This is a genomic window from Xanthomonas sp. NCPPB 1067, from assembly GCF_020783795.1.
GTDB classification, from domain to species: Bacteria; Pseudomonadota; Gammaproteobacteria; order Xanthomonadales; family Xanthomonadaceae; genus Xanthomonas; species Xanthomonas melonis.
Genome location: NZ_JAJGQG010000021.1, coordinates 80,421 through 86,848, shown reverse-complemented (window position 1 = coordinate 86,848; position 6,428 = coordinate 80,421). Strand labels below are relative to the sequence as shown.

The 6,428-nt window shown below is 64.7% G+C and carries 2 protein-coding genes and 1 pseudogene; all 3 read right to left on the bottom strand.

What is annotated here, in order from left to right; genetic code table 11:
• A pseudogene (locus LL962_RS15335) lies at positions 1-335 on the bottom strand (hypothetical protein); the annotation flags it as partial.
• A 273-nt stretch (positions 336-608) separates the two neighbouring features.
• Complete coding sequence (locus tag LL962_RS15330) at positions 609-905, bottom strand: hypothetical protein (RefSeq protein ID WP_228317532.1); 297 nt, start codon at positions 903-905, stop codon at positions 609-611.
• A 507-nt stretch (positions 906-1,412) separates the two neighbouring features.
• Positions 1,413-6,422, bottom strand: a complete 5,010-nt coding sequence (locus LL962_RS15325) for an NAD-glutamate dehydrogenase (protein ID WP_228317528.1) — start codon at positions 6,420-6,422, stop codon at positions 1,413-1,415.
• Positions 6,423-6,428: the final 6 nt, after the last annotated feature.

Genomic DNA, 6,428 nt, shown 5'->3' with positions numbered 1-6,428 from the left:
AGCGCGTAGGCAGCTGCGGTACCGCCGGCCCAGCCACCGATGTTGCGGCCGGCAAAGTGCGCAAGCTCTGATTGCGCGGCGAGCGGATTGTCTTGGCCGAGTAAGTGTGTGGCGCGCTGGCCGGTCATCACCGTGTCGGCGGCCGTGGCGAACAGGCCGGCGTTGCGTAGCGCCTGGCCGGCCGATAGATCACCTGCCAACAGCTCGGCAGTGGCGAAGCCACGTTGGCCTGGCAGAATGCGTAATGATCGCGCCGCTTCTTCGCCGAGAACGTTTTCGACTTGCAGGATGCCTTGGTCGGAAAGTGTCAGTCGGCCTGCTGCATGGGCTTGCGCTGGTGACACGGTCCCGCCTCCCGAGCTGTCCGTCGATCCACTTTGCAAGTCAGCAGCCATGACGCAGCGTTGACAGATTCGTCAAGCGACGACAGAGCCGCTGATGCTAGCGATACTAGCACCTCAAGACCCTTCTATATTGGCCATCGCGGTGAAATTTGCAGCATAAAGTGATGCGAGCTATGCAGGTTTTGGCCTGAATTATCTGGCATACACCAGTCTTCTCCACCTATGTATGGGCTGCACACCATTGCTGGACGGCTGCTCACTTCACTATGACGTAGCCGCAAGACGCGCTTGCAACGCATACAACGTTTCCGTTCCCGACGCAGCCAGCGCACGAGACGCATAGAGCAAGCGATCGGTCAGCTCGCCGCCGAGGCCAGATTGGCCAGCCTCCCGGGCTGCCTCTCCGGCATGCAGCATTTCCAATACGCCCTGCAGTCCTAGCAAGCAGTGATCGACATGTGCGCACTTGAGCGCCAGGCCGAATTGCATCGGCAGATCGGACCAGTGGATGCCGTTGGTGGCTTCCGCACCACGTGACTCGGACAGGCGGCGGAAGAACACGTCCTCACGCTCATCACCATGGTCGGCCACGGTATGAGCGGCCGGCTGCGAGGCGGTTTCGGTAGTGGTTGAATAGGCAGGACTGGTACGCGGCATGAGGGATCTCCTTGGATAGTGGAGAGCACCGCCATCGTTGACCGGCGCTCGTGCGCCTTGGATTTCGAGCTTCCACACCCGGCTGCAGGATCTACTGCAACTAGGTGATATTCATCGGACTATTCGAGAGTGTCAAGAAGCCTGGGATTGTTCACCTACTCGCGTGCATTGTCTGGCATGCAGGCATGCTCACAGAGAGACAGCGCGGGAGTCGCAGCTGGCCAGATGTGGACCACGTTATTGGCCGACACCCGGACGATGCATTGGGCTCGCAATCGTACGGAGCAATTCCGCATGTAAACAAGGCGACCCTTGGGCCGCCTTGTGCAAGGACAGGCAACTCCGTAACTGCGTCGGCTCAGCCAAGGTGATGGCGAAGCACTCGCTCCGCCATCACCTCGATGCATACGCTTACACCCCGTGCGCCGCCAGCTGCCCCAGGCGCTGTACCGCCACCGACACGGTGGGGTAGTCCAGGGTCTTCTGCTCGGCGACATCGGCGAGCATGGCCAGGGTGAAGCGCAGGCTGGAATCGTCGCGTGCCATCCAGTTGGCCACCTTGTCCTCGGCGCTGCTGCCCGGCATGGTCAGCGCCTGGCCCACCAGGGTGCGTTGGTGCGCGGCCAGTTCGTCGCGCAGCACGCCGCGTGCCACCGCGTGCCAGCGGCCGTTGACCTCCAGCGCGTCGATCTGTTCGAACAGCCACGGCAGGCGCAGCGCATCGCCCAGGCGGAAATGCACCTTGGACACTTCCACCGGCTTGAGCTTGCGGGTGCGTGCGGTTTCGATGATGTCGAATGCCGGCTCCAGATAACGCAGCTCGCACAGTTGCTGCGCCAGCTCCGGCGGCAAGCCTTTCTCCTGCCATTCCTTGACGCTGCCTTCGTACTGCGGGCGCTGCGCGTCCGACAATACGCCCGACGCTACGCGGATATCGTTGAAGGGGCCGTGGTAGCGCTCCACCGCCGCGGTGATGCCGGGCATCTGGCCCGGACGCAGCAGCAGCCAGCGCACGAACGAGCGTTGCAGGCGCCAGATCACCTCCAGCGCGTCGATCTGCACCGACTCGGGCACCTTGCCGTCCAGCGCATCGATCTGCGTCCACAGCGCGCGCGCATCCAGCGTCTCGCGGCTGATGGTGTAGGCCTTGGCGACCTCGCCGATGCTGCGGCCGGTGTCTTCCTGCATGCGCATCAGGAAGGTGGCGCCCATGCGGTTGATGGTGGTGTTGGTGACCGCGGTGGCGATGATCTCGCGCTTGAGGCGGTGGCGTTCCATCGCATCGGCGTACTTCTTCTGCAGCGGCTGCGGGAAGTAGCGCTGCAGCTCCTTGGACAGGTACGGGTCTTCGGGAATATCCGATTCCAGCAGTTGCTGGAACGCCACCAGCTTGGAGTACGACAGCAGCACCGACAGCTCCGGTCGGGTCAGACCCTGCCCGCGCGCCTTGCGTGCGGACAGCTCCGCGTCGGAGGGCAGGAACTCGATCTGGCGGTCGAGCAGGCCCTGCAGCTCCAGCGTGCGGATGAAGTGCTGCTTGGAGCCCAGGCGCTTGACGCTCATGCGCTCCATCAGGCTGATGGCCTGGTTCTGGCGGTAGTTGTCCCACAGCACCAGGTCGGCCACTTCGTCGGTCATCGACGCCAGCAGTTTGTTGCGCGCGTCATAGGTGAGCTTCTTGGCCTGCACCATGTCGTTGAGCAGGATCTTGATGTTCACCTCATGGTCGGAGGTGTCCACGCCGGCCGAGTTGTCGATGAAGTCGGTATTGAGCAGCACACCGGCCTGTGCGGCCTCGATGCGCCCCAGCTGGGTCAGGCCCAGGTTGCCGCCCTCGCCCACCACCTTGCAGCGCAGCTCGCCACCGTTGACGCGCAGGCCGTTGTTGGCGCGGTCGCCCACGTCGGCATGAGATTCGCTGGCAGCCTTGACGTAGGTGCCGATGCCGCCGTTCCAGAACAGATCCACCGGCGCCTTGAGGATGGCGTTCATCAGTTCGTTTGGCGAGAGCTGCTTGACGTTGGCCTCCAGGCCCAGCGCTTCGCGCACCGGCACACTGATCTCGATGGATTTGAGCGTGCGCGGGTAGATGCCGCCACCGGCACTGATCAGTTTGGCGTCGTAATCGGCCCAACTGGAGCGCGGCAGCTTGAACAGGCGATCGCGCTCGGCGAACGACGTGGCCGCATCGGGGTTCGGATCGAGGAAGATATGGCGGTGGTCGAACGCGGCCAGCAGGCGGATGTGCTTGGAGAGCAGCATGCCGTTGCCGAATACGTCGCCGGACATGTCGCCGATGCCGACCACGCTGAAATCCTGGCTCTGGCAATCGCGATCCATCGCACGGAAATGGCGTTTCACCGACTCCCACGCACCGCGTGCGGTGATGCCCATGCCCTTGTGGTCGTAACCCACCGAGCCGCCGGAGGCGAACGCATCGCCCAGCCAGAAACCGTGTTCCAGCGCCAGGCCATTGGCGATGTCGGAGAAGGTGGCCGTGCCCTTGTCTGCCGCAACCACCAGATACGGGTCGTCCTGGTCGTGACGCACCACCTGCGGCGGCGGCACGATCTTGCCAGCGACGATGTTGTCGGTGATGTCGAGCAGGCCCTGGATGAACAGCTTGTAGCAAGCGATGCCTTCTGCCTGGATGGCATCACGGTCGCCGCCCACCGGCGAACGCTTGACGTAGAAACCACCCTTGGCGCCGACCGGCACGATGACGGTGTTCTTGACCATCTGCGCCTTGACCAGGCCCAGCACCTCGGTACGGAAGTCCTCGCGACGGTCCGACCAGCGCAGGCCGCCGCGCGCCACCGCGCCGAAGCGCAGGTGCACACCTTCCACGCGCGGGCCATACACGAAGATCTCGCGGTACGGACGCGGCTTGGGCAGGTCGGGCACGCGTGCCGAGTCCAGCTTGAAGCTGATGCAATGGCCGTGCTTGCCGTGCTTGTCGGTCTGGTAGTAATTGGTGCGCAAGGTCGCATCGATGACGTCGATGAAGCTGCGCAGGATGCGGTCTTCGTCCAGGCTGGAAACGCGATCCATCAGCTTGAGCAAGGCGGCGCGGGTAGCCTCCTGCTGTGCGGCACGATCGCCGCCGCGCGCCTCCATCACCGCTTCCAGCGCCTTGCGCGTGGTGTCGTCGTCGCCCGCCAGCGCAGACAGCTCTTCGCGCAGGCGCTCCTGGCCGGCGAAGATCTGCGCCTTGGTCTCGGAGCCGGTGGATGGATCGAAGCGCGCTTCGAACAGTTCCACCAGCAGGCGCGCCAGCAAGGGATAGCGGGTGAAGGTGGTCTCCACGTACGCCTGCGAGAACGGGACCGCGGTCTGCAGCAGATACTTGCAGTAGGCGCGCAACAACGCGACCTGCCGCCAATGCAGGCGGGCGGCCAGGATCAGGCGGTTGAAACCGTCGTTCTCGGCATCGCCGTTCCAGATGCGCTCGAAGGCCTCGCCGAAGCTGGCATCGGCACTGGCCGCATTGATCTTGCCGGCGGTGGATTCGACTTCGAAATCCTGGATGTAGACCGGCGTCTCGCCCACCTGCAGCCGGTACGGCCGCTCGGAGATCACGCGCAGGCCCATGTTCTCCATCATCGGCATCGCATCGGACAACGGGATGTCGTCGAGCTGCCGGTACAGCTTCAGGCGCAGGCCTTCGCCGGCATCCAGCCGCATGCCATCGTCGCGCCGGATCTCCTGCAGGCTCAGGTGCAAGTCGTCCGGACCGTCCAGCGAGGCCAGGTGTTCGACGTCGGACACCGCCGATTCGATCGACGAATCCTCGATATAGCCGGCCGGCAGCGCGCGGCCGAAATTGGCGGCCATGCGCAGCCCATTGGCCTCGCCATGCCGCGCCACCAGCGCCTCGCGCAGCGCGTCGCGCCAGTTGCGCAGCAGATGCGCCAACCGCGATTCGAGTTCGGTGGTATCGAATTCCAGCGCTTCGCCGCTCTTCGGCCGCACGATCAGGTGCAGCTGTGCCAGCGGCGATTCGCCCAGCACCACCGACGAGTCGATGTATTCGCCGTGCAGTGCGCCCTTCAGCAAGGCCTCGATGCGCAGGCGCACATCGGTATTGAAGCGCTCGCGCGGAATGTACACCAGCGCGGAGATGAAACGCCCGTACTTGTCGCGGCGCAGGAACAGGCGGCTGCGCACGCGCTCCTGCAAGCCGAGAATGCCCATCGCGGTGCGATACAGCTCTTCCTCGTTGGATTGGAACAGTTCCTCGCGTGGCAGCGTCTCGAGGATATGGCGCAAGGCCTTGCCGCTGTGGCTGCTCGGGGTCAGCCCCGACTTGCTCATCACGTATTCGTGGCGCTGACGCACCAGCGGGATCTCCCACGGGCGGCGGTTGTACGCGCTGGAGGTGAACAGCCCGAGGAAGCGCTGCTCGCCGACGATGCGCCCCTTGGCATCGAACTCCAGGATGCCGATGTAATCCATGTAACCGACCCGATGCACGCGCGAGCGTGCATTGGTCTTGGTCAGGATCAAGGCGTCCTTGAGCTTGGCCGAGGCATTCAGGCCGTGCGCCGCCAGGGTGGTCACCGGGCGCGCCGGCGCGGTGTCACGGCCGCGCATCAGACCCAGCCCCGACTCCTCCACCGGCGCCAGCACGTCCTGCCCGCCCTGCTTTTCCACCCGGTATTCGCGGTAGCCGAAGAAGGTGAAATGGTCGGCGGCCGCCCAGCGCAGGAATTCCTGCGCCTCGTGGCGGTTGATGTCGTCGATCGGCAGGCGGCGGGTGGCCAGGTCGTCGGCCAGCATCACCATCCGTTCGCGCATCGCGGCCCAGTCGTGCACGATGGCGCGCACCTCGGCCAGCACCTTGCGCACTGCCGCTTCCACGTTGGGCATGTCCTCGGCCGGCTGGCGGTCGATCTCCAGCACCATCAGCGATTCGCTCTTGCCCTCGCCCACCGCAGTCAGCTTGCCGGCCTTGTCGCGCGCGATGCGCAGCACGGGGTGGCCCAGCACGTGCACGCCGATGCCCAGCTCCGCCAGCGTCATGCTCACCGAGTCCACCAGGAACGGCATATCGTCGTTGACGATCTGCAGCACGGTATGCGGCGACTCGTAGCCGTGGCTCTTCAGAGTGGGGTTGAACACCCGCACGTTGGTCGTCCCGGCCTTGCGGCTGCGCGCGAACTCCAGCATGTCTGACGCCAGCGCCGCCCACTGCTCGGGTGGGTGGTTGGGAAATTCGTCTTCTTCCATGCGCCGGTAGAAGTCGGCAGCGAACGCCTGCACTTCGGCCTGGCGAGCGGCCGGATAGCGCTTGCGCAGGGCGGCGAACACCGGCTCGAGGGTGATCGCCCGAGGTTCGGTGGCCAGCACGGGGACGGCACGTTCGGCGACCTGTTTGCGCGACGGCGTGGACGATTTCGAAGCGGCTTTCTTGGCTGTCATGAGTAG